The sequence below is a fragment of the Acidobacteriota bacterium genome (assembly GCA_028875725.1).
Lineage (GTDB): Bacteria > Acidobacteriota > Thermoanaerobaculia > Multivoradales > Multivoraceae > Multivorans.
Genome location: JAPPCR010000015.1, coordinates 270,904 through 297,734 on the forward strand (window position 1 = coordinate 270,904; position 26,831 = coordinate 297,734).

19 protein-coding genes are annotated in these 26,831 nt (G+C 68.2%); 12 read left to right on the forward strand and 7 right to left on the reverse strand.

The annotated features are described in order from the left end of the window. Positions 1–154: 154 nt before the first annotated feature. From OXI49_12715 to OXI49_12730, 4 genes are read left to right on the forward strand one after another with little or no spacing between them, the layout of a single operon-like run. Complete coding sequence (locus OXI49_12715; GenBank protein ID MDE2691370.1) at positions 155–3,547, forward strand: S41 family peptidase; 3,393 nt, start codon at positions 155–157, stop codon at positions 3,545–3,547. Positions 3,548–3,563: 16 nt separating this feature from the next. Next, entirely contained in the window at positions 3,564–4,937 is a 1,374-nt protein-coding gene (locus tag OXI49_12720) for a PQQ-binding-like beta-propeller repeat protein (GenBank protein MDE2691371.1), read from the forward strand. Between the two features lie 14 nt (positions 4,938–4,951). Next, positions 4,952–7,096, forward strand: a complete 2,145-nt coding sequence (locus OXI49_12725; GenBank protein ID MDE2691372.1) for a glycosyltransferase — start codon at positions 4,952–4,954, stop codon at positions 7,094–7,096. Positions 7,097–7,149: 53 nt separating this feature from the next. After that, positions 7,150–7,674: a hypothetical protein gene (locus tag OXI49_12730; GenBank protein MDE2691373.1), complete on the forward strand. Its 525-nt coding sequence runs from the start codon at positions 7,150–7,152 to the stop codon at positions 7,672–7,674. Positions 7,675–7,686: 12 nt separating this feature from the next. Here OXI49_12730 and OXI49_12735 read toward each other — a convergent pair whose 3' ends face one another. Next, positions 7,687–8,085, reverse strand: coding sequence for a type II toxin-antitoxin system VapC family toxin (locus tag OXI49_12735; protein ID MDE2691374.1), 399 nt, complete (start codon positions 8,083–8,085; stop codon positions 7,687–7,689). A 12-nt stretch (positions 8,086–8,097) separates the two neighbouring features. Continuing rightward, complete coding sequence (locus tag OXI49_12740; GenBank protein ID MDE2691375.1) at positions 8,098–8,364, reverse strand: AbrB/MazE/SpoVT family DNA-binding domain-containing protein; 267 nt, start codon at positions 8,362–8,364, stop codon at positions 8,098–8,100. Between the two features lie 77 nt (positions 8,365–8,441). Between OXI49_12740 and OXI49_12745 the strand changes: the two genes are divergently transcribed. Beyond that, the gene (locus tag OXI49_12745; GenBank protein ID MDE2691376.1) at positions 8,442–11,096 is read left to right on the forward strand and encodes a sulfatase-like hydrolase/transferase; all 2,655 of its coding nucleotides are present in this window, start codon (positions 8,442–8,444) and stop codon (positions 11,094–11,096) included. A gap of 13 nt (positions 11,097–11,109) precedes the next feature. Here OXI49_12745 and OXI49_12750 read toward each other — a convergent pair whose 3' ends face one another. From OXI49_12750 to OXI49_12760, 3 genes are read right to left on the reverse strand one after another with little or no spacing between them, the layout of a single operon-like run. Continuing rightward, on the reverse strand, positions 11,110–12,867 hold the full coding sequence (locus OXI49_12750; protein ID MDE2691377.1) for a purine/pyrimidine permease: 1,758 nt from the start codon (positions 12,865–12,867) through the stop codon (positions 11,110–11,112). 7 nt (positions 12,868–12,874) lie between these two features. Continuing rightward, positions 12,875–14,752, reverse strand: a complete 1,878-nt coding sequence (locus OXI49_12755) for an ABC transporter ATP-binding protein (GenBank protein MDE2691378.1) — start codon at positions 14,750–14,752, stop codon at positions 12,875–12,877. After that, on the reverse strand, positions 14,749–16,599 hold the full coding sequence (locus OXI49_12760; GenBank protein ID MDE2691379.1) for an ABC transporter ATP-binding protein: 1,851 nt from the start codon (positions 16,597–16,599) through the stop codon (positions 14,749–14,751). Before OXI49_12760 ends, OXI49_12755 begins: the two co-directional genes overlap by 4 nt. A gap of 87 nt (positions 16,600–16,686) precedes the next feature. Here OXI49_12760 and OXI49_12765 point away from each other — a divergent pair, with 87 nt between their 5' ends. The 3 genes from OXI49_12765 to OXI49_12775 are packed head-to-tail and all read left to right on the forward strand — an operon-like array spanning position 16,687 to position 19,714. Continuing rightward, on the forward strand, positions 16,687–17,283 hold the full coding sequence (locus OXI49_12765; protein MDE2691380.1) for a hypothetical protein: 597 nt from the start codon (positions 16,687–16,689) through the stop codon (positions 17,281–17,283). Next, on the forward strand, positions 17,283–18,770 hold the full coding sequence (locus OXI49_12770) for a hypothetical protein (protein MDE2691381.1): 1,488 nt from the start codon (positions 17,283–17,285) through the stop codon (positions 18,768–18,770). Before OXI49_12765 ends, OXI49_12770 begins: the two co-directional genes overlap by 1 nt. Further along, complete coding sequence (locus OXI49_12775; protein MDE2691382.1) at positions 18,770–19,714, forward strand: MoxR family ATPase; 945 nt, start codon at positions 18,770–18,772, stop codon at positions 19,712–19,714. Before OXI49_12770 ends, OXI49_12775 begins: the two co-directional genes overlap by 1 nt. An 86-nt stretch (positions 19,715–19,800) precedes the next feature. Here OXI49_12775 and OXI49_12780 read toward each other — a convergent pair whose 3' ends face one another. Next, positions 19,801–20,703, reverse strand: coding sequence for a formylglycine-generating enzyme family protein (locus OXI49_12780; protein ID MDE2691383.1), 903 nt, complete (start codon positions 20,701–20,703; stop codon positions 19,801–19,803). A gap of 76 nt (positions 20,704–20,779) precedes the next feature. Here OXI49_12780 and OXI49_12785 point away from each other — a divergent pair, with 76 nt between their 5' ends. Beyond that, on the forward strand, positions 20,780–21,958 hold the full coding sequence (locus OXI49_12785) for a VWA domain-containing protein (GenBank protein MDE2691384.1): 1,179 nt from the start codon (positions 20,780–20,782) through the stop codon (positions 21,956–21,958). An 80-nt stretch (positions 21,959–22,038) separates the two neighbouring features. Here OXI49_12785 and OXI49_12790 read toward each other — a convergent pair whose 3' ends face one another. Further along, positions 22,039–23,001 (reverse strand): nucleoside hydrolase, encoded by a 963-nt coding sequence (locus OXI49_12790; GenBank protein ID MDE2691385.1) that lies wholly within the window; start codon positions 22,999–23,001, stop codon positions 22,039–22,041. Positions 23,002–23,207: 206 nt separating this feature from the next. Between OXI49_12790 and OXI49_12795 the strand changes: the two genes are divergently transcribed. From OXI49_12795 to OXI49_12805, 3 genes are all read left to right on the forward strand, one after another. Next, the gene (locus OXI49_12795; GenBank protein MDE2691386.1) at positions 23,208–24,131 is read left to right on the forward strand and encodes a peptidylprolyl isomerase; all 924 of its coding nucleotides are present in this window, start codon (positions 23,208–23,210) and stop codon (positions 24,129–24,131) included. 185 nt (positions 24,132–24,316) lie between these two features. Then, positions 24,317–25,153 (forward strand): HupE/UreJ family protein, encoded by an 837-nt coding sequence (locus tag OXI49_12800; GenBank protein ID MDE2691387.1) that lies wholly within the window; start codon positions 24,317–24,319, stop codon positions 25,151–25,153. Between the two features lie 317 nt (positions 25,154–25,470). Further along, on the forward strand, positions 25,471–26,811 hold the full coding sequence (locus OXI49_12805) for an ATP-binding protein (protein ID MDE2691388.1): 1,341 nt from the start codon (positions 25,471–25,473) through the stop codon (positions 26,809–26,811). Positions 26,812–26,831: the final 20 nt, after the last annotated feature.

Genomic DNA, 26,831 nt, shown 5'->3' on the forward strand with positions numbered 1-26,831 from the left:
CCCAACCAGGACGCGTAGACCTGTCTGGCGAAGCGGCGGCAGCTTAGCGGAAGCGCCGGCGCCTCCCCCGGATGCCGCCCGGCCAACCGGTGAACGTGAGACAATGCCGCGGCGCTGCTCGCCCCGGAGCGACGCGCCCCGACCGGAGGTTCCCATGACCGTCACCCGACAGTTCCAGCGCGCGGCTCGATGCGGCGTCGCTCTGCTCGCGCTTGCCACCATCCCGACGCCGGGCCTCGCCCAAACCGGCGAGCCGACCAGGCTCCTGCGATTCCCCGATCTCGCGGGCGATCGAGTCGCGTTCACCTACGCGGGCGACATCTGGCTCGCGCCTGCAGCCGGCGGCACGGCGACCCGCCTCACCTCGCACCCGGGCCTGGAACTGTTCGCCAAGTTCTCGCCGGACGGCCAGTGGATCGCCTTCACCGGCCAGTACGACGGCGACGAACAGGTGTACGTCGTGCCGGCGGCCGGCGGCGCGCCACGACAGCTGACCTTCTACCCCGCCGCCGGGCCGCTGGCGCCGCGCTGGGGCTACGACTACCAGGTCTACGGCTGGTCGCCGGACGGCGAGTCCGTGCTGTTCCGGTCGCTTCGCGACGGCTGGGACCTCGGCGACACGAAGCTCTTCCTGGTCGACGTCTCCGGCGGGCTGCCGCGGGCGCTGCCGATGCCCGAGTCGGGCGGCGGCGATCTCTCGCCCGACGGCAAGCGCGTCGTCTACTCGCCGGTGACGCGGGACTTCCGGCACTGGAAGCGCTACGAGGGAGGCTGGGCGCAGGACCTCTGGATCCTCGACATCGAGAGTCTGGAGTCGATCCAGGTCACGAACCACAAGCGCTCCGACCGCGACCCGATGTGGATCGGCGACACCATCTACTTCTCGTCCGACCGCGACGGCACCCTGAACCTCTACGCCTACGACACGGCCTCGGGCGACATCGAGCAACTCACCGAAGAGGACCGCTGGGACGTACGCTGGCCCAGCGCGGACAAGGCGAACCGGCGCATCGTCTACGAGAAGGCCGGCTCGCTCGAGATCTTCGACACCGCCTCCGGCAGCGCGAGGGCCGTCCCCGTGCACGTACCGACGGACCAGCTCGCCCGCCGGCCAAGCAGGGTCTCGGCGTCAAACCGGGTCTCCGGCTACTCGCTCAGCCCGAAGGCGAAGCGCGCCGCCTTCTCCGCCCGCGGCGACATCTTCAGCGTGCCGGTCGAGCACGGACCGACCCGCAACCTGACCCACAGCTCGGGCGCCAACGACCGCGACCCCGCCTGGTCGCCCGACGGCCGGCGGATCGCCTTCACCTCCGACCGCAGCGGAGAAACCGAGATCTGGGTGGTGGACCAGGACGGCAGCAGCGAACCGGTGCAACTCACCGAAGGCAGCGTCGGCCGCCACTACAACAACCTGCTCTGGTCGCCCGGCAGCGACCGCATCGCCTTCATCGACCAGCAGGGACGGCTCGGCATCGTCGAGGCAGGCGACCGGACGGGCGACGGCGCCGCGACCGGGCCGCGGGAGGTCATCGAGGTCGCCGACGACTCCCGGCCCTTCGGCACCAGCTACGACTGGTCGCCGAAAGGGGACTACCTGGCAGTCGAACTCGGCGACCCGAACGAGTTCGGCTCGATCCACCTGTTCGAGGTCGAGAACCGGACGCTCACCCGCGTGACGTCCGAGATGTGGAATGACTTTTTTCCCGTCTTCGGCGCGGGCGGCGACTACCTCTTCTTCCTCTCCGACCGGCAGTTCCAGCCACAGATCGGCAGCTTCGAGTACAACTATGCCGCGGATCGCGAGACGTACATCTACGCGCTCGCCCTGCGCGAGGACACGGCCCATCCCTTCCCGCCGCGGAGCGACGAAGTCGAGATCGAGGAAGAAGAGGAAGACGACGACGCGGAAGGCGAGGAGGACGGCGACGGCGGCAAGGAGCACGAAAGCGACGCCGACAGCGACGACGAAGAAGACGACATCGAGGACGACGGAAAGGACGGCGACCGGATCGACCTCGACGGCATCGCAGGGCGCGTGGCCCGCGTCCCGGTCGACGCGGACAACTACTTCGGCCTGGGCGCGGCCGAAGGCAAACTGCTCTACGTGCGCGGGGGCGCCGGCTACCTGGGCCGCTCCTCCGACGTGCAGACCGAGGTCTTCTCGTACGACCTGAAGGCGCGAGAGAGCAAGAGCCTGGCCAAGGGCATCGGCGGTCTGGTCCTCTCCGGCGACCGCAGGAAACTGCTGGTCAGCGAACGCGGCAGCTTCCGGCTCCTCGACGTTGGCGGCGGCGAGGCGAAGACCATCTCCCTCGCCGGCCTGACCATCGACCGCGTGCCGGCCGACGAGTGGGTCCAGATCTTCGACGAGGTGTGGCGGCGGTTCCGGGACTTCTTCTACGCCCCGAACATGCACGGTTACGACTGGGAAGCGCTGCGCGAGCAGTACCGCCCCCTGCTCGCCCACGTCGGCCATCGCAGTGACCTGAACTACCTGATGAGCGAGATGGTCGCCGAGCTCAACGTCTCCCACGCCTACGTCAGCGGCGGCGACTACGAGGCACCGGACCGGCCACGCGCCGCCCTGCTCGGCGCCCGCTTCGAGCTCGACGAGGACGCCGGCCGCTACCGGATCGCCCGCATCTTCGAAGGCCAGAACGAGGAGCCACGCTACCGCTCGCCGCTGACCGAGATCGGCGTCGGCATCGACGCGGGCGACTACCTGTTCGCGATCCAGGGCCGCGAGCTGACCCCGGACACGAATCCGTTCCAGCTTCTGCGCGAGGCCGGGCGGGGATCGCTGGAACTGACCGTCGGTTCGAGCCCCGACCGCGGCGAGGCGAGGAACGTCCTCGTCGATCCGATCGCGAGCGAGGACGCGCTGATCTATCTCGCCTGGACCGAACGGAGCCGCAGGATCGTCGAGGAGCTCGGCGGCGGTCGGATCGGCTACCTCCACATCCCCGACATGTCGGCGAGCGGCATCCGGGAGTGGATCAAGTGGTACTACGGCCAGGTCCGCAAGGACGCCATGGTCGTCGACGTCCGCTCGAACGGCGGCGGCAACGTGTCGCCCATGATCATCGAACGCCTGCGGCGCGAGACGCTGATGCTCGACTTCGAGCGCAACCGGGATTCCGTCGACACCTCGCCCGGGGGCGTCTTCCACGGTCACCTCGTCTGCGTGATCGACGAGGACACCGCCTCGGACGGCGACCAGTTCGCGTACCAGTTCCGCCGCGCGGGCTTAGGGGCCATCGTCGGCAAGAGGAGCTGGGGCGGCGTGGTCGGCATCTACGGCCGGGCGCCGCTCATCGACGGCGGCTCGGTCAACGTGCCCGAGGCCGGCTCCGCCGACCCGGAGGGCAACTGGGTGATCGAGGGCTACGGCGTCGACCCGGACATCGAGGTCACGAACCTGCCCCGGGACATCCTCGAGGGGCGCGACCCGCAACTCGCGAAAGCCGTCGAGCTCCTGCTCGAGAAGCTGGCCGAGGATCCACGGACGCTGCCCGGCCGTCCAGCCGACCCGATCAAGACCCCGTAACGTTCAGGAGAATCCCGTGTCGAAGAGCCTCCACCTCCTCCTCGCCGCAACCTTCGCAGCAGCGCCCGCGATTGCGGCCGAATCGAACGACTGGCCCGGTTTCCGCGGTACCGACGGCAGCGGCATCGCCCGTTCCGGCCCCGGCCCGGCAGCCGACCTCGACCTGGACCGCCACCTCCTCTGGAAGGCGAAGATCGAGGGCCGCGGTCACTCGTCGCCCGTAATCTCGGACGGCAGGGTGTTCCTGACCACCGCCATCGTGGGCGACCTGATTCCCGGGGCCGGACCGCCAGAGCACAGCTTCGGGGGCCAGCCCTTCAAGCACCCGCAATCGGTCGACGGAAACCGCCACCACACGATGAGGGTGATCGCCCTGGACGCCGAACAGGGCGACCTGCTCTGGTCCCACACGGCCTACGCCGGACGCGTCTACGACGACCGTCACTCCGATTCCTCCTACGCCTCGCCCACCCCGGTCACCGACGGTGAGCGGGTCTACGCCTACTTCGGTTCGGAAGGCGTCTACGCGTACACGGTCGATGGCGAGCCGGTGTGGGAGCGCGACATCGGCGACATCAAGACGGTCGGCCTCGGCGTCGGCACCTCGCCGGTGCTGCACGACGGCCTGCTCATCGTCTTGGCCGACGAGGACAGCGGCGACGACTCCTTCATCGTCGCACTCGATGCCGCCACAGGCGAGGAGGTCTGGAAGCGCGACCGGCCGGTGCAGGCGAGCTGGGCAACACCCGTCCCGGTCGAGCACGAGGGGCAGAAGCAGTTGCTGACCACCGGCTACGAGTACGTCATCGCCTACGACCCGGCGGACGGCAGCGAACTCTGGCGGGCCACCGGCCTTCAGAACAACGCGATCCACATCCCGATGACGGTGGACCACCTGGCCGTGTTCACCTCCGGGTATCCGGGCAAAGTCGTCTTCGCCATCCCGCTTGCCAGTCGCGGCGATCTGACCGGCGACGACCCGCGTGTTTGGACCTACCGCAAGGGCACCGGCTACGTGCCCTCGAACCTGCTCTACGACGGACTCCTCTACCTGACCAACGACGGCGGCGTGATCACCTGCCTCGACGCCCGCACCGGCGAAGTCGTCTACGAGGGAGGCCGGCTGCCGATCCGCGGCCGCTACTCGGCCTCCATGGTCGGCGGCGGCGGCCGCATCCTGATGGTCAACACGGACGGCGACGCGGCGCTCTTCCGCGCCGGCCGGGAGCACGAGGTGCTCGGCAGCTTCTCGCTCGGCGAGTCGGTCTGGGCAACGCCGGCGATCGTCGGCGATCGGCTGTACATCCGCGGCAGTGAGCACCTGTTCGCGCTCGGGCCGCCAACCGAAGAAGGGGCAGCCGCAACGGGGGGCCGCAGCGACGCACCCTGACGCAACGGCGCGATGTGAGCCCCGCACGATCCAGCACCGAGCTTCCGGCGACGAGGCCCGCCGGGCGAGTCGCCGTCCTGCTGCCATGCCTCAACGAGGAGGCGACGATCGGGAGCGTGGTTGGCCAGTTTCACACTGCCCTGCCCGAGGCGTCGATCTACGTCTGCGACAACGGATCGGAAGATGCCACCGCCGAGGCCGCCCGTAGGGCCGGCGCCGAGGTCCTCGTCGAGGAGGAACGCGGCAAGGGCCGGGCCGTCCGCCGCCTGTTCCGCGAGGTGGACGCCGACGTCTTCCTGATCGCCGACGGTGACGGCACCTACGACGCCGGCAGCGCCGGGCGTCTCGTGTCCACCCTGGCCGGGCGCTACCTGGACATGGTCGTGGCGGTCCGCCGGAGCACGGAGCCAGGCGCCTACACGCCGATCCGGCGCCTTGGCAACCGCCTCTTCAGCCTGCTCGCCCGGTGGCGCTGCCACCGAGCCGTCCGCGACCTGCTCTCCGGGTACCGTGCCTTCTCCCGCCGGTACGTCGACGCCTTCCCCGCCCACTCCGACGGCTTCGAGGTCGAGACCGAGATGACCCTATTCGCCGCGTCGGCGGGAATGGCCTGGGACGAAATCGAGTGCCCCTACTTCGCGCGCCCGCCAGGGTCGCGAAGCAAACTGCACGCCTTTCGGGACGGTCTCCGGATCCTCCAAACGCTGCTCTGGGCGCCCGCCGCGGCCGCGGGTGAGCAGCGCCTCGGAGGCTTGCGAGCCGCCGTCCTGGTAGCCGCGGTGACGATCGTCGCCACAGCCTCCTTCCTCAGCCTCAACTGGCTCGCGGCTACCGCCGACCCAGAGCCCGTTGCCGACGCTCTCCGGGCCTCGTACGAGCACCCGGAACGCACTCTCGAGGACTCCGCCGAGCGCTTCAACGACTGCCTGCTGAGCCTGATGGCGCTCGACCGCGGCGGCACGCTCGGCGAACGCACCGTCTCGCCCCGGCGCGTCTACCGCTACACCCGGCCCCAGCGCCCCTGCGACGCCCTCGAGCAGCGCCTGAGCCTGGGCGCGGTCGACGACTCGGACTACCTGACCGTCTTCTACCACCAGTACTGGGCCGGCCAACGGGTGATGCTGCAGTGGCTGCTGCCGCCGCTCGGCGTCGACGGCCTGAGACGAACGCTGCGCATGCTGACGTTCGGCCTGCTCGGGCTCGGGTTCGTCGGCGCGCTGGGACGCACGGTCCTGCTCTTCACCAGGCGCGAACCCGAAAGCGGTTCCCGAGAGGGCGCCGGCAACCCGAAACACTGGCGCGAGCACCTCTTCCAGGCAACCGCCCTCGCCGCCCTCTTCCTCTGCCTGTTCCTGTTCCTCGACCTGGACCGTCGCGCGGGGAGCTTCACCACCGGTGCCTCCAACCTCCTGACTCTCGCCCTGCTCGTCGCGGTGCCGGCCTTCGGGATCGCCAACTGGAAACCAGGACGCCAGGTCCTCCTCTTCGCTGGCTTCGGCGCCGCGATCGCCTACCACGAGCTCCTCTTTGGCAGCGCCCTGATCGGCCTGGTCTGCGTGCTCCTCGCCCTCTCCACGGCGCCGCCCCCCGTCCACGCCACGGTCGCGGTCGCCCGGAACTGGTGGCCCGCCCTCTACCTGCGCTGCGGCGGCGCCTACGTCGGCTCTCTCTCCGCCGTCTTCCTGCTCCGCGTCGTCATCGCCGAGTTCGTGTTCAGGGAGCCGGTGCTGTTCAAGTTCTGGGATCAACTCACGCACCGGCTCTACGGAGCGCCCCGCAGCTCGATCCATCCCGATATCGACGTCTTCTACGCCTCCCGGCCGACCATGGAGAGGTTCCTCGAACGGGTCGGAAACAACCTGGGCACCGTTGGCTTCGGCTCGACCGCGGTCGCTCTCATCCTGATCGGCGGTGCGGCACTGACCCTGATCGCCGCGACGGTCCTCGTCCTGAAGCGGCGACGTTCCCTGGAAGAGCCCTGGCGCTGGCTCGGCGTTCTCGCCGCCGGCTGGTGCGTTCCCGCGTGGTACGTCGTCTTCTCTGCCCACTCGATGGCGCACGTGCCGGTGGCGATCCGCCTGCTGGCGCTGCCCTACGCCGCAGCGGCGATCCTGATCGTGGGCGCCGCGGTGTTCGGCCGGCGATCCGTGGTTGCCTGAAAGCTCGGAGTCGGGCGGCTGGTCTCTCGGAATCGATACAGGGAGAGGCAACCATGAGGGCATATCTCGACTTCGTCAGCGCAACTCTCGTTCTCGGCCTCACGCTGGCAACGACCCTCGTTCTCCTGTTCGCGGTGTTCCCGGCGCTGCCCATCGGAGGCGAAATGCTCGATGTAAAGGCGGGCTACACGCACCAGGAGGTCATCGCCGAGATGGAAAGCTACGGCGACCAGGGGCGACGAGTGTACGCATGGTCCGCAGCGACGTTGGACACGTTGCTGCCGCTCGTCTATGCCAGCTTCCTTGCCGGGTTTGTCTTCCGGTTCCGGCCAACGGAACGGGCCTGGAGGCTGGCCTGGCTGCCCCTGGTGGCGGGAGCGCTCGATCTTCTCGAAAACGTCCAGATCATCGTCATGCTGACTCGTTACCCGGACGTTTCCGCGGAGCAGGTGGCGATCGCGTCGCTGTTCACCCGGTCGAAGGCGTCCGCGCTCCTGCTCTGCCTCGCGTTGGCCGTGGTGCTGGCGATTGCCGCGGCCATCCGGCGCAGCCGCCGGGCGCCTGATCGGGCCCCGTAGCCGCAGGCTCCCTCACTGCCAGTCCTCCACCGAGAGTCCGCTCACACGCCGAAACTCGCCGACGTTGTTCGTCACCAGAGTCAGGCCAAGCGCCCTTGCGTGCGCGGCGATCAGCAGGTCATTGAAGCCGATCGGCCGACCTGATCCTTCGAGTTCGCTCCGGATCTCACCGTAGTGGCGGTCGACGGGTTCCTCGAGCGGCAAGACGTCAATGGCCGACAAGACAGCCTCCAACTGTCGTGTGAGTCGCGAAGACCCGCGACGCTCAGCACCGTACCGGAGCTCGGCCGCCACGATCACGTTGATGGCGAAGCTACCGGGCTCGAGTGCCGCGACTCGCTGAGCGACCTGACCGTCGGGCCGTCGAATCAGTTGGGACACGGCGTTCGTGTCCAGCAGGTACCGCAACACGGCCCGACTGAATCAGAGGAGATCTTCCGGCTTGGTCGGAGGGTCCTCAATCTCGGGAAAGTCCTCCTCGAGGGGTTCGAGCCCAGCGAGCACCTCGGCGATCGAGGGTTTCCGATCGATCGGTTCGATGATCAGGCGCCGCGCCTCGCGGTGAATGGTCACTTCGTCGGCGTCCAGTTCGAACTCCCGGGGGATTCTCAGGGCCTGATTCCGACCGTTGCGGAACAGGCGTGCTACACGCGCTACTACTGGTTCCGCTCGTTCGTCAACATTCGGCATATGCCGAGCCTATGCCTAGGCGCTCCGCCCGTCAACGAGCGTCGGACCAGTGCCGGTCGGCTGCTAACTTGACGCCCATGCACGCCAAGTCCCGTCTCTCAATCGTCCTGCTCGTCCACCTGGCCCTGCTTTCGACGACCAGTGCGACGTTCGCCCAACCAGCCTCCCAACCCAACATCATCGTCATCCTCGCCGACGACCTCGGCGTCGAGGCGCTCGGCACGTACGGCGGGACGTCCTACGAGACGCCGGAACTCGACCGTATCGCCGCGGAGGGCGTGCGGTTCGAGAACGGGCACTCGCAGCCGCTGTGCACGCCGACCAGGGTCAAGCTGATGACCGGGCTGCACAACTACCGGAACTACCGGGAGTTCATGTATCTCGACCCGGCCGATGTGACCTTCGCCCACGTGCTGGCGCAGGCGGGCTACCGGACGGTGATCTCGGGCAAGTGGCAGTTGACGAACAACCTCTACATGGTCCACGAGGGCGCCTCGCCGCAGCAGGCGGGCTTCGACGAGCACCGGCTGTGGCAGCTCAGGCGGGAGGGTCGCGGTTCGCGTTACTGGGGGCCGACGCTGGTGACGAACGATCGCAAGGAGACCTGGGGCGAGGACGTCTTCGGGCCGGACCTCACCAATGACTTCGTCCTCGAGGCGATCGACCAGCACGCGGCGGCGGATCCCGCGACCCGCGAGCCGCTCTTCATCTACTACCCGATGGCGCTGCCCCACGATCCGTTCGTGACGACGCCGCACGACCGGGACGCGGAGTCGAACCAGGAGCGGTTCGCGGCGATGGTCGCCTACATGGACCACCTGGTGGGCCGCGTCCGGGCGAGACTCGTGGAGCACGAACTCGACCGGAACACGCTGGTGCTGTTCATCGGCGACAACGGCACCTCGACCCGGATCACGTCGGTCCGCGACGGCCGGGAGGTCCCCGGCGGCAAGGGACGGTCGCTGCAGACGGGAAGCCATGTGCCTTACCTGGCCTGGTGGCCGGGCACGATCCCGACCGGGCAGGTGAACGACACCCTGGTCGACGTCGGCGACGTGTTCCCGACCCTGGTCGAAGCGGCCGGCGCCCGGCTGCCGCCGGGCCTCGCCGTCGACGGCGAGAGCCTGCTGCCGATGCTCAAGGGCGGCCCGGCGCTCGACCGCGATGCCCTGTTCATCCACTACGAGTCGCGCTGGTACGCGGGCCCTCCGGCGCGCTATGCCTTCGACCAACGCTTCAAGCGCTACGACAACGGTCGCCTGTTCGACGTCGCCGCCGACCCGAGCGAGCAGTCGCCGCTCGATCCGGCGAACCTCGCGCAGGAGGACGCCGCCCGCGTCGAGGCGATCGACTCCCTGCTCGCCTCCAAACCGGGAGCGATCCGCACCGCCGGCGCCTGGCGGCCGCCGACCCCCGCCGCCAACCGATGGACGCCGCCCGCCCACCGGCCGAACATCCTGCTGTTCATCGCCGACGACATGACGTTCAGCGACGCCGGCGCGCTGGGCAACCCGCAGGTTCACACACCGAACCTCGATCGCCTGACAGAGCAGGGGACGACCTTCACCCACATGTACACGGCAACCGCGATGTGCTCGCCTACCCGGCACATGCTTTACACCGGCCAGTACCCGGTGCGGAGCGGCGCCTACCCGAACCACGCCAAGGCGAAGCCCGGCACGAAGAGCGTCGTCCACTACCTGACAGGCCTCGGTTACCGGGTCGGCCTGGCCGGCAAGTCACACGTGGCGCCGGAAGACGTCTACCCGTTCGAGAAGGTCGCGGGGCGCGACCTCGATCCTGAGCGGATCGGCGAGTTCATCGGCCGCGACGGGGAGCAGCCGTTCGCGCTGATCGTCGCCTCGACGGAACCTCACCAGCCCTGGAGCAAGGGTGATCCGTCCCGGTACGAGGCGGCGTCCCTCGAACTGCCGCCCTACTTCGTCGACACGCCGGAAACCCGCGAGGCGCTGACCCGCTACTACGCCGAGATCACCTTCATGGACGGCCAGCTCGGCCAGGTCCTCGACCTGCTCCGGGAGCATGCCGCGCACGAGAACACGCTGACCATGTTCTACAGCGAGCAGGGGATCAGCGGCCCCCTGGCCAAGTGGACACTGTACGAAGCGGGTATCCGCACCTCGCTTGTCGCCCGCTGGGCTCGCAGGATTCCGGCCGGCCAGACCTCAGCCGCGCTGCTCCAGATCAACGACCTGCTGCCGACCTGGATCGAGGCAGCCGGAGGCGCCGTGCCGCCCGAGATCGAAGGCCGGAGCATGCTCGACCTGCTGCTCGAGCCCGGTCCGAAGCACCGCGACGTGGTCTACGGCATCCAGACGACGACCGGCATCATCGCCAACCTGGAGCCCTACCCCATCCGCTCCGTCCGCGACGAGCGCTACAAGCTGATCTGGAACATCGCCCACGAGAACCGCTTCACGAACCTGGTCACGGAGGAGAACCGCGACGGCTTCTACTTCTCGTGGCGGGACGCCGCCGAAACGGATCCGGCGGCACAGGCGCTCTACGAGCGCTACCAGCACCGGCCGGAGTTCGAGTTCTTCGACCTGGAGGCGGACCCGCACGAGTTGACGAACCTGGCGGCCGACCCGGCGCACAGGGAGACGATCGAAACGCTGCACAAGCAGCTACAGGCGTGGATGGCGGATCAGGGCGACGCGGGACTGCAAACGGAGATCGAGGCGCCCGAGCACCAGTCGCGGCCGCGATAGCGCCACCCGGAACTCACCGCGCCTGCGTTGCCGTCACCCGAACCGTGACCACGTCGGTGTCGTGGTACTGGTGGTGCCGGACGGACGACGCGTAGTGGCGCAGCAGTCGCAGCGAGACCTCTTCCTCCACCGGTCCGCCCGCCGCCGGCTCGCCGAGCACCGCCAGTTGGTCCTCGAGGTTCGTCGCGTCGGTCGCGGCCACGAACTCCAGCACCGCCTCTTCCCGGTCCCCGTGACCGATCAGCAGCAGGTCCCGCTCGTCGCCGGCCGTTCGCTGGTCGTCCTGCCGGATCAGCAGCAGCAGGGTCTCCTCCCCCACCGCCCGGACCCGCTCGACCATCTCCTCGGGCCATCGACCGCGCTCCCCGACTCGGGCCAGAAAGGCGTCGACCTTCCGATACGCGCCGGCGTTCAGCGGGACCTTGAGGCGTCGGCGGCGCGGCCCGGTCAGTTCCTCGAACAGGGTCAGGGCGATCACGGTCGCTCCACCGACGGTCATGCCGTTGCCGAGCAACTCGCTCCACGGCCCCTGAAAGTACTCAGGGAAGATCCAGTCGAGCTGAAAGGCGACGCCGAGCCAGAACGCCACGCCCACCACGAGACCCCTCCGGTAGTCGAGGCCTTCGTGCATGAGGATCTTGACGCCGAAGATGAAGAGAAGCGCAACGAGCACCAGGTAGTAGGCGGCCACCACCGGGCCCGGGATCGCGATGAGAGCCGCCATGAACTTCGGGATGAAGGCGAGCCCGACGAAGATGACGCCGACGGAGACGCCGACGGAACGCGCCGCCACGCCCGTGAGCTCGACGATCGCGATACCCGTCGCGTACGTCGTGTTCGGCACCGTGCCCGCCAGGCCCGACAGCAGGTTGCCGACGCCATCGGCCGACATCGCTCCCTGAATCGAGCGGAAGTCGATCGCCCGCGGCTTGCGCCAGGACGCCCGCTGAATGGCGATGCTGTCGCCGAGCGTGTCCATGGCGCCGACCAGGGTCAGCATCACGAACGCCGGCAGGAGGGCCCAGAACTCAGGCCCGAAGCCGAAGTCGAACCCGGGATAGGCGAACCGCGGCAAGCCGATCCAGGCCGCTTCGCGCACGCCCGCCGTGTCGTAAATGCCGAAGGCCAGCCCCCCGATCGCGCAGCCGGTCACGATCCCGATGGCAGGCGCCCATAGCCGCCACGCACCGGACGAACGGAGCGCCATCAGGGTGATGACGAGCAGCGTACCGCCCGCGACCGCAGGCGCGGCCGCCGGCGCCGCGCCTTCGGGCACGTCGGCCAGCTTGCGCAGGATGACCGGCGCCAGCGTCACGGGTATCAACATGAGCACGGTGCCGGCGACCGTCGGCGTGAAGATCCTGCGCAACAGGGACAGCTTGGCGGCGAGGACGAACTGGAACAGGGACGAGATGACGACCAGCGTCGCCAGCAGGCTGGGACCGCCCTGCTCCAGTGCCGCGATGCAGATGGCGATGAACGCGCTGCTGCTGCCCATGAGCAGCACATAGCGGGCGCCGATGCGCCCGACGCCCAGGGCCTGGACCACAGTGGTGATCCCGCTGATGCCCAGCGCGGCCCCGACCGCCCAGGAAAGGTAGGCGTCGCTTTCGCCCGCGAGGGTGATCATGATCGTCGGGCCGAGCACGATGCTCGGGACGGCCAGCATCGCGAGCTGCACCCCGAGCCCGAGGCCGAGCGCTCGCGGAGGCTTTTCGTCGGGTTCGAACCGAACGTGCCGCCGCTCTTCCGTCTGTTGAGTGGATGCCATCGGAAGGCTACGCCGCCGTCTCCTGCTGCGCGTACTGCAACTGGTAGAGGCGCCAGTACACGCCGCGGCGGTCGAGGAGTTCGTCGTGGTTGCCGTGTTCGCAGATGGCGCCGTGATGGAAGACGTAGATGCGGTCGACGTCCTTGATCGTCGACAGGCGGTGGGCGACGACGATCGAGGTCTTGCCTTCCATCAGGTGGCGGAGGGCGTCCTGGATCAACGCCTCGGTCTCGGTGTCGACGCTGGAGGTCGCCTCGTCGAGCAGCAGGAGCTGCGGTTCTCGGGCGAGGGCGCGGGCGAAGGAGAGCAGTTGACGCTGGCCGGTCGAGAAGTTGACGCCGCGCTCGCTGACCTTGTGCGCCCAGCCGTTCGGCAGCCGCTCGATCAGGTCGTCGACGTGGGTGGCGCGTGCCGCCTCGTCGACCACATCCTCGGCCACGTCGCGGCCGAGGACGATGTTGTAGCGCAGGTCGCCGTCGAACAGGAAGACGTCCTGGAGCACGAACGCCATCCGCCGCCGCAGTTCCGGCTTCGGGATATCCCGGATGTCCCTGCCGTCGACCCGGATCGATCCCTCCTGCAGCTCGTAGAGACGCGCCAGCAGCTTGAGCGTCGTCGTCTTGCCGGAGCCCGTGTGGCCGACGATCGCCACCCGCTCGCCGGCGCCGACCCGGAAGGAGACGTCGCGCAACACGGTCTCCGCGCCGTAGGCGAAGGTGACGCCGTCGAACTCCACCTCGCAGCCAGCCGGTTGCGCTCCCGGCTCCGCCGCCGCCGCAGCCGCGGCCGCGGCCGGCGTCTCGACCTTGCCCTCCGGTTCCCGAGGTTCGTCCAGCAACTGGAACACTCGCTCGGCGCTCGCCATGGACGACTGCATGACGGAGTACTTCGCCGACAGGTCCATCAGCGGGCGGAAGAAACGAGCCATGTAGTCGGTGAACACGTAGATCGTGCCCAGAGTGATCCCGTCCGCGCCCGCCAGCCTGAAGCCGAACCAGAAGACCAGCGCCCGGGTCAGGTTCGTCGCCAGGTCGACGGTCGAAAACAGCAGCGCGTCGTAGCGGATCGAGCGCAGCCAGGAGTCGCGGTGAGAGGCGTTCTCGCGCCTGAAGTCCTCGAAGTTGCGCCGCTCGCGGGCGAACAACTGGACCACCTTCATGCCGGAGATCGTCTCCTGCAGGTGGGCGTTGAGGCGCGCGATCTTGACCCGCACCTCCCGGTAGGCCTCCCGTACCTTGTAGCGGAAGATCGCCGCCGCGATGCCCAGGACCGGTACCAGGGCCAATGCCGCCAGCGCCAGCCGCGGGTCGATCGCGAACAGCATGGTGAGGATGACGACCATGACGAACACGTCGGCCACCATCGCGATGACGCCAGCCGAGAACATCTCCGCCAGGTGCTCCAGGTCGTTCGTGAGCCGCGTCACGAGGCGGCCGACCGGGTAGCGATCGAAGAAGCGCATCGGCAGCCGCTGGACGTGATCGAACAGCGTCCTGCGGACGTCGCGGACCGTGCGCTGGCCGAGGGAGATCATCGTGAAGGCTCGCAGCCAGTCCATGATCAACGTGACGATCGAGATGCCGAACACCAGCCCGAACATCCAGGCCAGGGGTCCGAGTCCCAGGCGCGGCACGACGAAGGGCGCCATCCAACCCACCTCGGTCGTCGTCACCCCCTCGGTCAGGTAGTTCAGCGCGGCGCCCACGACCAGCGCCGGCATCAGTTCGAGGACGGCGCGCGGCGGAATCAACGCGAAGTTGAGCCCGATCCAGCCGCGATACGGCCGCATGAACGGCCAGAGTCGCTTGATCAGCTCCGTGTCGTAGACCTTGCCCAGATCCCGCTCGCGGCCGAGTTGGGCGGACTCGCTCCGCTCCTCGCTCACGACGGCTCCCCCAGGGGCAACCGCTGCTGGTCCGCAGCGGCCGGGGCAGGAACGCCAGCGGCCGGCTCGGGCAGCGCCGCGCCACGATCGCCAACCTCGAGTTCCGACAGCAGCTCCTGACGATGGTGCAGGCGGGCGTAGAAGCCGCCCAGCTCGACGAGCTCGCGGTGGGTCCCGCGCTCGGTGATCCGCCCGTTCTCGAGCACGACGATCTGATCCGCGTGCCGTACGGCCGAGATCCGGTGTGCCACGATGAAGCAGGTGCGGCCCCGCCGCCGGCCCTCAAGGTCGCCCAGAATCGCCTCTTCGGTGCCGTGGTCGACGCTCGAGAGGGAATCGTCCAGGATGAGGATCGACGGACGCAGGATCATCGCCCGCGCCAGGGCGACCCGTTGGCGCTGGCCGCCCGACAGGGTAACGCCGCGTTCGCCGACGACGGTGTCGAAACCGTCCTCGAACTCCTCGATCTCCCGCTCGACCTGGGCCCGCGCGGCCGCCCGCCTCACCTCCGAGATGTGGGCATCGGGTACGCCGTAGCGGATGTTCTCGGCCACCGGGATGGAGAACAGGAAGCTGTCCTGCGGCACCATCGCGATGCTCGAACGCAGCAGGCGGACCGGCATCCGGTTGAGGTCCACGTCATCGATCAGGATCGCGCCGTCGTCGATCTCGAGCAACCTCGGCACCAGGCTGACGAGCGTCGTCTTGCCCGACCCGACCGGTCCCACGATGCCGACCGTGCTGCCGGCCTCCACGGTCAGATCGACGCCCTTGAGCGCCGGCACGTAGCTCCCCGGATAGGTGAACGTGAGGTTGCGGAACTCGACGCGTCCCTTGATCTCCGAAACCGCGGCGACATCCTCGCGATCACGAATCGACGGCACGATGTCCAGAACGGAGCCCAGCCGCTCCAGCGCCGCGAGGCCACGCTGCGTGATCGACACAACGAAGCCCAGCATCATCGTCGGGAACGTCAGCATGGCGATCAGACCCCAGAACAGCCACAGGTCCTCGGCCCCCAGCAGGCCTGCCTGTACCCGCTGGCCGCCCAGCCACAGAACGACGGCGGCCGACAGGGACGGCACCAGGCCGACGCTGGCGAACATCGTCGTCTGCATGACCCCGACTTTCATCATCCGCCGGAAGAGCTCCTGGTTCTGGTCCTCGAAGCGGTCGCGCTCCAGGTTGGACAGGTCGTAGGCCTTGACCACCAGCGCGCCCGAAGCGTTCTCCTGCACGACCGTGGAGACCTTGCCGAGCTGCTCCTGGCCGGCCAGGTTGGCCTGGAACATGTAGCGGCTGTAGTGGCGCGTGATCAGGACGAAAAGCGGGAAGGGCGCCAGCGCCCAGAGCGTCAGCGTGGCGTCCACCGGCAGCAGCACGATCATGGCGCCCGCGAACAGCACCGGCGTTTGCAGCAGGTTCAACAGACCCATCCCCAGGAACATCCGGATGCTGTTGATGTCGTTCACGGCCCGCGACATGAGGTCGCCGGTGCGGTGAGCGAGGTAGAAGGACTGCGGCAGGCTCTGGAGATGGACGAAGTAGTCGTTGCGAATGCGGAACTCGATCTGCCGGCCGATGTTGAACATGACGGTGCGCGAGAACAGCCGCGCCAGAGCCAGGCAGAGCGAGGCGGCGACCAGCCCGAGGATCGCCCGGCCGACCTCGTCCGGGGCGTTCTCGAAGGCGGCGACGATACGCCGGATGGACAGCGGGATGAGCTGAAAGAAGGTCGCGTAGACGAGCGTGAGTATCCCGCCCAGGACGTAGGCGCCGGGGGCGAGGCGCATGTACGCGAACAGGCGGGCAAGCGGCTTCTGGCTTCCTGCCGCCTCACCGTCCATGGCGGGGGACCATAGCAACGCGGTTCCCCGAGCGCCGCGCGGCTGGGGTAGGCTGCCGCAGCTTTCCCCAGCGCAAGTACGCCCTTCATGAAACTCCACTGGTTCGTCTTCCTCACGCTGATCGGGATGTGCCTCGCCGTCGGCGCGGCGTTCGTCGCGCCAACGGAAGTCGTCGTACAGGACGGCTCGACCGAGCAGGTTGTGAGCAGCAGCGGCTTCGAGCACGATCGCTTCGCCACGATGCGCCAGGGCGGCCCGGGCGCAGAGCGTCACGCGACGACGCTCTGGATCGGCTGGGCCTTCGTCCTCTTCCAGGTGCTCTTCTTCGGCGGCTGCCTGGCGATGGGCATGGAACGGCGGCGCGAGGGCGGCGCCTCCCTGGGACCTGCGAAGCAGCCCCTGGTCTTCGGCACCCTGGTCCTGGCGGCGATCTTCACTGCTCTGGTGTTCTCCTACCAGCGCTACTCGGTCGAGGAGACGCACACCCTGTTCCTGGGCTTCCCCAGGCCAACGGCGTGGGTGTTCTACGCGGTGTGGCCCTTCCCCGTGTACCTCATGGTCGTCTACATGCGCATCTTCGACCGCTGGTTCTTCACCGAGGAGGACGAACGGAAGGTAACGGAACTCGCCGCGGCGCAGCGACTCAGGGAGACAGAGGGTCAGAGAGAAGTGGAGGGCGGCTGATGGAGGAGAGTCGCAACGCGGTCGTCCTGACCTGCCTGCTCATCTACTTCGCGCTATGCATCGGCGTCGGCATCTGGGCGCTCAGGCGCACGAAGTCGTCCCAGGACTTCTTCATGGCCGGCCGCGAGCTCGGGATCATCGTCACCGCCTTCGCCCTCTTCTCGAGCACGCTCTCCGGCTTCGGCTTCGTCGGCGGCCCGGGGCTCGTCTACAGCCAGGGCATGACGTCCGTGTGGATGATCGTCTGCGGCACGGTCGCGAGCTGCTTCACGTTCTTCCTGGTGGCGAAGCGGCTGCGCATCTTCTCGGAGGTGTACCAGACGGTATCCCTGCCCGACACGGTCGCCCTCCGCTACCAGAGCGAGGTCACCCGGTTCCTGACCGCCGTGGCGATCATCCTCGGCGTCGTCGGCTACCTGGCGGCGCAGATCATGGCGATGGCGGTCGTGCTGCAGGAAATCCTGAACAGCGTCGACGGCATGCCCCATGTGAGCCTGGGCGCCTCGATGGCGATCTCCGTCGCCGTCCTCGTCTTCTACTGCGTGACCGGCGGCATCATCGCCGGCGTCTACACCGATGTCGTCCAGGGCGCCGTGATGGCGGTCGCCGGAGTGCTCGTGGTCATCGCGGCGGTCAACGCCGTCGACGGCGGCCTCGCCGGCGGCGCCATGACCCTGGTGAACGACGATCCGGAGGCGATCGGACCTTGGGGCACCCTGGGCATCATGGGGGCGCTGTCGTACTACTTCCTGTTCGTGGCCGGCGCCTGCGGACAGCCGCACATCGTCACCAAACTGATGATGAACAAGCGGATCCGGCAGTTCAAGCAGATCTTCCTTGTCAGCGCGGTCGCCGGCGTTCTCGCGGCGCTCCTGTGGATCGCGATCGGCTTCGCGATGCGAGCGCTCGTAGTCGGCGGAGACCACCCCGAACTCGGCCAGCCCGATGACGCAGCCTACGCCTTCCTCCAAGCCTACGCGCATCCGATCCTGGCCGGCATCGTCTTCGCCGCCCTCTTCGCGGCGATCATGTCGACCGCCGACGGTTTCCTGAACATCGGCGCGGCGGCGATCATCCATGACATTCCCAAGGCGATTACCGGCAAGCCGCTCAAGAAGGAGCTGTTCTGGGCGCGCACGGCGACGCTCGCCCTGGCCGTCGGCGCGGCGCTGTTCGTGAGTCTCTCCAAGGAGGACCTGGTCGCCCTGCTCGGCACCTTCGGCTGGGGAACGTTCGCAGCGGCGCTCGTGCCCACCGTGGCGATCGGCTTCAATTGGAAACGGGCGACCGCGCTCGCGGCGAACGTCGCCATCATCTCCAGCCTGGCGGTCAACTTCTTCATCGAGATCAGGGAGATCCAGGTGCCCCACGGCATCCACGGCGGCGCCATCTCGCTGCTGCTGTCGCTGACGCTCTTCTTCGGCATCTCCCTGCTGTCGAAACCGAAGCCGCTGCCAGACGAGATCGAAGCGATCATCGACCTGTAATGACCGTCTCCCCCGACTTCCAGCGCTCGCCGGAACCGCGCGACGGGGGCTTCCCCGACGTCGACGCGGTCATCGCGGCGCTGCGCGCCGAGGACTACATCGCCGAGCGCGACCTCGCCACCGCGATCTACCTGTCGCTCCGTATGGGCAAGCCGATCTTCCTGGAAGGCGAGCCCGGTGTCGGCAAGACCGAGGTCGCCAAGGCCCTCTCGCGCTGCCTCGGCTCGGAGCTGATCCGGCTCCAGTGCTACGAGGGTCTCGACGTCTCGACCGCCGTCTACGAGTGGAACTACCGCCGCCAGTTGCTCCACCTGCGCGGCCTGGAAGCGGCCGGCGGCGGCGACGCCCGCACCGCGGTCGACGACGTCTTCTCCTCCGACTTCCTGCTCGAACGGCCCCTCCTGCGGGCGGTCCGGCAGAGCCGCAGAGGTCAGGCGCCACCCGTGCTGCTGATCGATGAGTTGGACCGCGCCGACGAGGAGTTCGAGGCCTACCTGCTCGAGATCCTGGCCGACTTCCAGATCACGATCCCGGAGATCGGCACCGTCGCCGCCGAAACGCCCCCGGTCGCCGTCGTCACCTCGAACCGCACCCGCGAGGTCCACGACGCGCTGAAGCGCCGCTGCCTCTACCACTGGATCGACTTCCCGGACTACGAGAAGGAAGTGCAGATCGTGCTCCGCCGCGTCCCCGAGGCGCCCGAGCACTTCGCCGCCGAGATCGTCCGCCTGGTCCAGGCGATCCGCGAGGAAGACCTGTTCAAGCATCCCGGCGTCGCCGAAACGCTGGACTGGACGAACGCGCTCATTGCTCTCGACCAGGAGACGCTCTCCGACGCCATCCTGCGCGACACCCTGGGTGTGCTGCTCAAGTACCAGGACGACCTCGACAAGATCGATGACGAGGCGGTGCGGAGGCTGCTACGGAAGAGCCGGTCAGAGTAGCTGGCACGGCAGGAACCGGCTACGCCGGTGACCGAGCACCGGGTGCGCCCGCGTCCCCGTCGGCTCAGGCTTCTGAGCGTGCGGGCTCAGGGGGTCAGCGTCCGGGCTACTCGGATACCGTTGTTGCGGAAGCGGTTGCCGGCGGTGTACCTGTTGCGGTTCGCGGAGCGGAGGAACCTCGGATAGCCGTACCAGGAACTGCCGCGCAAGACGCGGCGGGAACAATCGCCCGACTGCCAGGCGCTCCCGTCCGAGGGCGCACCCCTGTAGCTACCATTCCAGCAGTCCTGCACCCACTCGACCACGTTCCCGTGCATGTCGTGAAGACCCAACCCGTTCGCGCCAAACGAACCCACGGGAGCCGTCCCTTCCCAATCCCATCGGCTCCCGCAACCACTGCAGTTCGCACGACCCGAACCGATCTCGTTCCCCCAACTGTAAGCCGTCGACGTACCAGCGCGGGCCGCATACTCCCACTCCGACTCGCTCAGCAAACGGTACTCCGCTCCCGTCTGGGAAGACAGCCAACTCACGTACTGCTGAGCGTCATCCCAGGACACGTTCACCACCGGACGATTGCCGCGACCCCAGCCCTCATCGTCCGGACGATGACTGCAACCGCCGGCCGACACGCAAGCCTCCCACTGCGCGAACGTCACCTCGTGCTTCGACACCGCGAAAGCCTGCGGGATCGTCACCTGGTGCACCGGCAGCTCGCCGTCCCCACAACGCACACCCGACACGCAGCCCATACGAAAACCGCCCGCCGGAATCACCACCATCTCCGGACCGTTCCCACCCGAACGCAGCGCGTCATGGAAGGTCTCGCCCGATACGCGCCGACCGCTGCCGGCGGAAGTCGTCGCGGCCCCGGCTTCCGCCACATCGACCTGCGTGTCCGGGGGCAACTGCGCGGCGGCGGAAGTCGGCGCAAGCAGCACAGCGAATGCCAGGGCGGCAGTCAGAAGTCGCAGGGGCCTCTCGGTCATCTCGCTCTCCGTGGGTTTACGGGTGGCACGACTCTACTAGCCACCTTCTCGGCGGTTGAACTGACCCTCGGCGACCATGGCTGAGGCGGCCGCGACGCGCGGCCACCTGCTCCGCAACATCGTCCTGTTCGGCCGCCTGCTGCGTGTAGGCAGCCTCGACGTGACGCCGACCCAGTTGCGCGACTGGGTGGCCGCGCTGGAACTCGTCGACCTGGCCCGCAAGCGCGACGTGAAGGCGGCCGCCCGGGCGGTCCTCGTCAGCCGGCGACGCGATCTGCCGTGGTTCGACAAGGCGTTCGAGCTCTTCTGGCAGGCGCGCGATCCGCGGGAACTGGAGCAGCTCGAACTCGGCCTGATGATCCAGCGCCGGACGGAACGGACGAAACGGGCCGCGATCCAGAAGCTGGCCTTGAGCGACAACGATGGCGAGAGCAAACGTCCCGACGACCAGGACCGCACGGCACGCACGCAGTTCTACAGCGCCCGTGAGGCGTTGCGCAGCAAGGACTTCGCTGAACTCGAAGGCGACGAACTCGACGACATCAAGCGCCTGATGGCGACGATGCACTGGGAACTCGAGACGCGCCGCACACGGCGGTTGCGGCCCAGCCGCGGCGGACATCGCCTCGACCTGCGGCGCACGCTGCGCCGCAACCTCGCGCACGGCGGTGAGCTGATCGACCTCGTCGGCCGCGACCGCAAGCACCGCCGCCGGCCCCTGGTCGTCATCTGCGACATCTCAGGCTCGATGGAGCCTTACTCGCGGCTGCTCCTCCACTTCATCTATGCCGTCTCTCACCCCCGGTCCGCCGATCCGGGCGTTTCCAGGGTGGAAGCGTTCGCCTTCGGCACCCGCCTCACGCGCCTGACCCACGAACTCACCGAACGCGACGTCGACCGGGCTCTTCAGGCCGCCGCCCAGCGCATCGAGGACTGGGGCGGCGGTACCCGCACCGGCGAATCCCTGCGCGAGTTCAACTTCGTCTGGGGCCGGCGGCTCCTCGGCCAGGGCGCCGCCGTGCTCATCATCAGCGACGGCTGGGACCGCGGCGACGTCGACCTCCTCGGCAAGGAGATGGAGCGCCTCCACCGGAGCTGCCACCGTCTCATCTGGCTCAACCCGTTGCTGGGGTCACCGGACTATCAGCCGCTGACCCGAGGCATCGTGGCGGCTCTCCCCCACATCGACGACTTCCTGCCGGTCCACAACCTGGCGAGCCTTGAGCAGTTGGGGGACTTGCTGGCGGCACTGTAAATGAGGAGCCGGACGTTGACCGGCACGTTCTTCCAGCCGCCTGCGGCGGCAGCGGGCCAGAAGACCCGCGCACCCAGTCTTTACCGCCGGAGGTTCTGCTCCAGGAAGCGAAGCATCATCCGCTCGATGAACCCGTCGTCGTCGATCTCCAGCGCGACCGTTGAGGCCGGCTCGGCGCCGGACTCGAACAGGGTCATGCTGCGCTCGTCGACGGTAACGCGACCGTGTTCGACGCCGAAAAGGTCGGGCCACAGGAGGTAGCCGACGGCGACGGCGTCGAACAGGCGCGGCGTGGTCTGGTTCCGCTCCTCGTTCCGCCAAAGGGAGTAGAGAGCCGTCACCGCATCGGTCAACGGGGTACCTCGCATGTGCAGGTGGAGTCGCCGGTCGGCGTCGAGGCGGACGTGGTCCGTCACGTCGAGCGGGATGTAGACGACGTCCGTGCCGCCGGCCTGCACGCCGATGTCGAAGATGCGCGACGAGGCGGCGTCCGCGAGGACGTTCCACTCCCGCTGGGCGTCGCCGCCGTCGTAGCCGGAGCGGATCGACCCGTACATCGAGACGATCCGCTTCGCGTTCTTCAGCATGTCCGGATCGAGTTCCAGCGCGTCGCCGACGTTGGTCACCGGGCCGACGGTGAGCAGCGTGATCTCGCCTGGATTGGCCGCGAGGGTTTCCACGATGAACTCCGCGGCCGGTTGCGCCCGCGGCTGCAGCTCGTCGAAGCCGCGCGCCCAGTGGAACTGCCGGTTGTACGGCGCTTCGGCGAACTGCTCATGGGGCTTGCCGTCGCGCAGCGTGACCAGGGGCGTCTCCCGGCCGACGTAGACCGGGATGTGGTCGCGCCCCGTCTCCCACAACATGCGCAGAGCGAGCGGCGCGCGATCCGGCGTGCGGGCATGACCGACGGTGATGCCAACGAGTTCGATCTCCGGACTCGCCAGCAGCAGAGCCAGGGCGTAGGCGTCATCGATGTCCGAACCGATGTCGCAGTCGAAGAGGACTTTCTGCGGCTCGGCGGCGGGCTGGGCGACAGCGGGCATCATCGGGAGGAGGAGGGAGGTGGTGATGAGAAAAGTCGATGCCGGCCGGAAGCCGGCACGTCTGCCTGGCCGCCTGCGGCGGCAGCCGGCCAGAAGACCGGCGCACCGACATTCGACATTCTGAGTGACTATCCTCTTGGTCATCACGATGCTCCTTCCCTCAGCTTTCGTGGCTTTCGACGCCGAGAGCGTAGTATTGCCCGCTCATGCCTGAGTCGCGACTCCGACGATTCGTTCGCGATCCCCTGTTCGTGTTCCTGGTGATCGGTGTCGGGGTGTTCGCGCTCGACCGCATGGCCGGCGGGGTCTTCGACGCGGAAAGCCGAACGGTCGTCGTCAACCGGGCGCAGGCGATCCGGCTGGCAGACCTCTGGAGCGCGCAGATCGGCCGGCTGCCGACGGTGGCGGAGCTTGACTCACTGATCGACGATCACGTCCGGGAAGAGATCCTGGTACGCGAAGCGGCGCGCATGGGTCTCGACCAGGACGACACGATCGTCCGGCGGCGCCTGGCCCAGAAGATGTCCTTCCTGATCGAGGACACGGCGGTCGCGGACACGGTGGCGGACGACGATCTCAGGCAGTACTTCGAGGAGAACGCGGAACGCTACGGGGAACCGGGGCGCTTTACGCTCCGCCACGTCTACGTCAGCCCCGACCGCCGCGGCAGCGACGAGGAAGCGGCCAGCGCGGCCTCCGACATCCTCGAACAGCTTCGCGCCGAGGGCACTGACGCCGCGCCCGAGAACACGCTCTGGCGGCGGTTGGGCGATCCCTTCATGCTGCGCCGCGAGTACGGCCGCCGAACCGCCGAGGACCTGGCCGAACTGTTCGGCGGTGCCTTCGTCGACGGACTGGAAACACTGCCGATCGGCGAGTGGGCGGGACCGGTCGAGTCCGCCTACGGCTACCACGTCGTCCGGCTCTCCGTCCGCACGGAAGCGCAGCCAGCGATGTTCGAGGACGTGCGCCGGCGAGTGCTGGACGACGCCCAGCGCGACGCCCGCGACGCCGCGAACCGGGCCGCGCACGAAAGCCTGCGAGAGCGGTACCGGGTCGTGATCGAGGAGGTCGACTTCGTCTCCGAGCTGGAGGGCGGCGCCGCGGACGAAGGCGGAGACGAGCCCTGAGCCGCCCCTTCGGCCACCTGCTCCTGGCGGTAGCGACTCTCGCCGGGTTCTTCGTAGCGGCCGTCCCTGCGGACGCCCACGAGGTCCGTCCCGGCTACTTCGAACTGAACGAGGCGGAGCCCGGAACCTTCGAGGTCTTCTGGAAGCAGCCTCGCCGCGGCGCGCTCCTGCTCGTGCTCGACCCGGTGTTGCCCCAACACTGCACCGAGACCGTCCGGCACCCACCGGAGCACCTGGCCGGCGCCCTGGTCGAGCGCTGGACCGTGGAGTGCCAGGCGGCGGACGGCGACCCGGACCGCATGTTCCACGGCGAGACCTTCGGCATCGACGGTCTGGAACGGACCCTGACGGACGTCCTGCTCCGGATCAGTTTCACGAACGGCGACAGCCTCACCCAACTGCTCCGGCCGGAAGAGCCCTCGGTCACCGTGGACCGGGAGGCCGCCGGCAACGCCTGGCCCTACTTCCGGCTCGGCGTCGAGCACCTGGTGTTCGGCATCGACCACATTCTGTTCGTCATCGGCCTGCTCTTCTACGTCCGCGATCCCTGGCGCCTGGTCGGCGTGATCACGTCGTTCACCCTCGCCCACAGCATCACGCTCGCGCTTTCGTCCCTGGACGTCGTCAGGATCTCCCCCGCGCCGGTCGAGGCGGTGATCGCCCTGTCCATCCTGTTCCTGGCGGTCGAGCTGCTGCGTCCCGAGGATCAGCGATCGCCGATCACGACGAAGAGCCCGTGGCTCATCGCCTTCGCCTTCGGCCTGCTGCACGGCTTCGGCTTCGCCGGCGCCCTGGCCGAGATCGGCCTGCCGCAGCGGGCGATCGCCCTGGCGCTCTTCCTGTTCAACGTCGGCGTCGAGGTCGGGCAGCTCCTCGTCGTTGCGGTCGTGCTTGCCCTGCTGGCCCTGGTCAAGCGAGTCGGCATCGTCCTGCCGGAGCTCATCGTGCGGGCGCCGATCTACGCCACCGGGATCATCGCGGCGTTCTGGTTCGTGGAGCGGATGGGTCGGATCGTCGTCTGATCGGGAAGTCGAAACGCCTACCTGGGCCAGCCGAGGTACACGGGGCGGGTGCCTCTACTGCGCGGACGACGGCCTGCCGGTTGATGAGAACGGCATCACGGCCCTCATGTTCGCTCACCTGTCGAGCAAGAGGGACACGGCGTCGATCGGCAGGTTCGGGCTCGGCTTCAAGTCGGTGCTCGTCGCTTCCGGCTCACCGGAGCCGCGAGACCTGCAATGGACCGGCCCGCAACCTTGCAATCGGCCGGGCCAAAACCCTTCAAACGGACGGCACCAAACCTTGCAATCAGACGGGATCCAACGTTACGATCAGCCGCATGACGATGCCGACCTTCTACCGACGCGGCGCCGAGCAGCGGCTTGCCGAGGCGCTGGAAGACTCGCCGGTCGTGCTGATCCACGGTCCACGACAGTGCGGCAAGACGACCCTCGCCCAGTACGCCTGTACCGCGGATCACGCGACCTGGGGAGAGGACTTCACGGCCTGGACCGGCATCCAGCCGGCCTCGGGACCTGAACACCGGGACTACGCCTACATCAGCTTCGACGATGCAGTCGTCAGAGGCGGCGCCCGAGCCGACCCCGCTGGCTTCGTCGCGGATCTGCCCGAGCGGGTGATTCTGGACGAGGTCCAACACGTTCCCGCGCTCTTCGAAGCGATCAAGTTGGAGGTGGACCGTCGCCGGGTGCCCGGCCGCTTCCTGCTCACCGGTTCCACCAACGTGCTGCTCCTGCCGACACTGTCGGAGTCACTGGCCGGTCGCCTGCAGATCGTGCCGCTGTATCCGCTGACGCAACGTGAGCTGGCCAACCCGGCGGCACGAGGCGCTTCCTGGTCCGGCACTGGCTTCCTGAGCGCCCTCTTCGGCGACGGCTTCGGGGTTCGTCGAACCGAGCGGCTCGGCAAGCAGCTCCTCGACCGAATCGTCGGCGGCGGATTCCCCGCGGCACTGCGCCGTCCAACCGCTGTGCGTCAGGCCGAGTGGCACCACAACTACATTGAAGCGCAGATCCAGCGCGACGTTCGCGACCTGACGCGCATCCGGTCGCTCGACGTCCTGCCGGCGCTCCTCACCGCGACTGCCTCGCAAACGGCCAGACTGTTCAATCTCAGCAGTCTGGCGACGCCGTTCAGCCTGAGTCGTCCCACGATCGGCGAGTACGTCACGCTTCTGGAGCGACTGTTCCTGCTGGAACGGCTCCGGCCATGGCACAGCAACCGGCTGAGCCGCCTGATCAAGACGCCCAAGCTGCACGTCGGCGACACCGGACTTGCGTCGGCGCTGCTGGGCGTGGACGCCGAGTCGCTCGCCGCCGACCGCACCCTGGCGGGACGGTTGCTCGAGACGTTCGCGTTCCAGGAGCTGCGGCGCCAGGCCAGTTGGCATGGCGCATCCACGAGGTTCTTCCACTTCCGAGACAAGGAAGGCGCGGAAGTGGACATCGTGATCGAGCGCGGCGCCCGGTCCCTGGCCGGGGTGGAAGTCAAGGCCGGCGCCACGGTCACGCGGGCGGACTTCAGCGGTCTGCGCAAGCTGGCCAGTGCAGCGGGCGAGCGCTTCGTCCGCGGCGTGGTGCTCTATGACGGCGAGATCAGTACGAGTTTCGGCGACCGCTTGTACGCCGTGCCTGTTCGGCGACTATGGGAAGCGGCATGACGGTGCCGGCGGCCGCGCGG